This is a genomic window from Aeromonas sp. Prich7-2 (assembly GCF_017939255.1).
In the GTDB taxonomy this organism is placed as follows: domain Bacteria; phylum Pseudomonadota; class Gammaproteobacteria; order Enterobacterales; family Aeromonadaceae; genus Aeromonas; species Aeromonas caviae.
The window spans coordinates 22,716-23,280 of record NZ_JAGKRI010000217.1 but is presented as its reverse complement, the minus strand read 5'-3'; the positions used below and the strand labels follow the sequence as shown (position 1 = coordinate 23,280).

At 55.2% G+C, this 565-nt stretch carries 1 protein-coding gene; it reads right to left on the bottom strand.

Annotation, left to right across the window (positions count from 1 at the left end; genetic code table 11):
- Positions 1-147 precede the first annotated feature (147 nt).
- On the bottom strand, positions 148-565 hold a 418-nt coding region (locus J9892_RS24835), incomplete at its 5' end, for an IS1595 family transposase (protein WP_246876729.1).

The following is a 565-nucleotide window of genomic DNA, read 5'->3' as shown; positions in this document are numbered from 1 at the left end:
ATAACCTGGCCAGAAGGAGGCAATATCAATATGATGCACGGCGACAGCAGGGTGATGGTGGTGGTGTGTTTGGAGACAGCCAGTTTACCAGCACCCTGTCTGTCAACTTCCACTTCCCCAAGATCCCGCGAAGAACCATAAAAAAGGCTATGTCCCAATTACGTGTTGCATCGGGTGCCCTAGCGCCTCATGCAAACACATCTTGGTATTTACCTCCCTGCCGTAACGTTCCAGCATCCTGCGCCAGCCCAGATAATTCCTCAGGTAGTGGGTTGCGACTCCATGGAATCGTTCCATCCACTCCTTCAACCGCCGGTGATATCCGTTCACATGCTGGATGTGGTATGCCCCAATGACTCGCTCACCTCGACGGTTGTACACCACTTGATGTGTTATGCCCCGCGCTTGGCTGAAACTGGCATACACCCCTGCACCATCACTGCAGAGCACTGCATCGGGCGCGATGAGTGGCTGCAACACCGCTTTCACCGTCTGCGCATCCAGCCTTTCCAGCTGAAAGTCGGCTTGATGGCCCGCCCTGTCCTGCACCACCATCACCGGGATG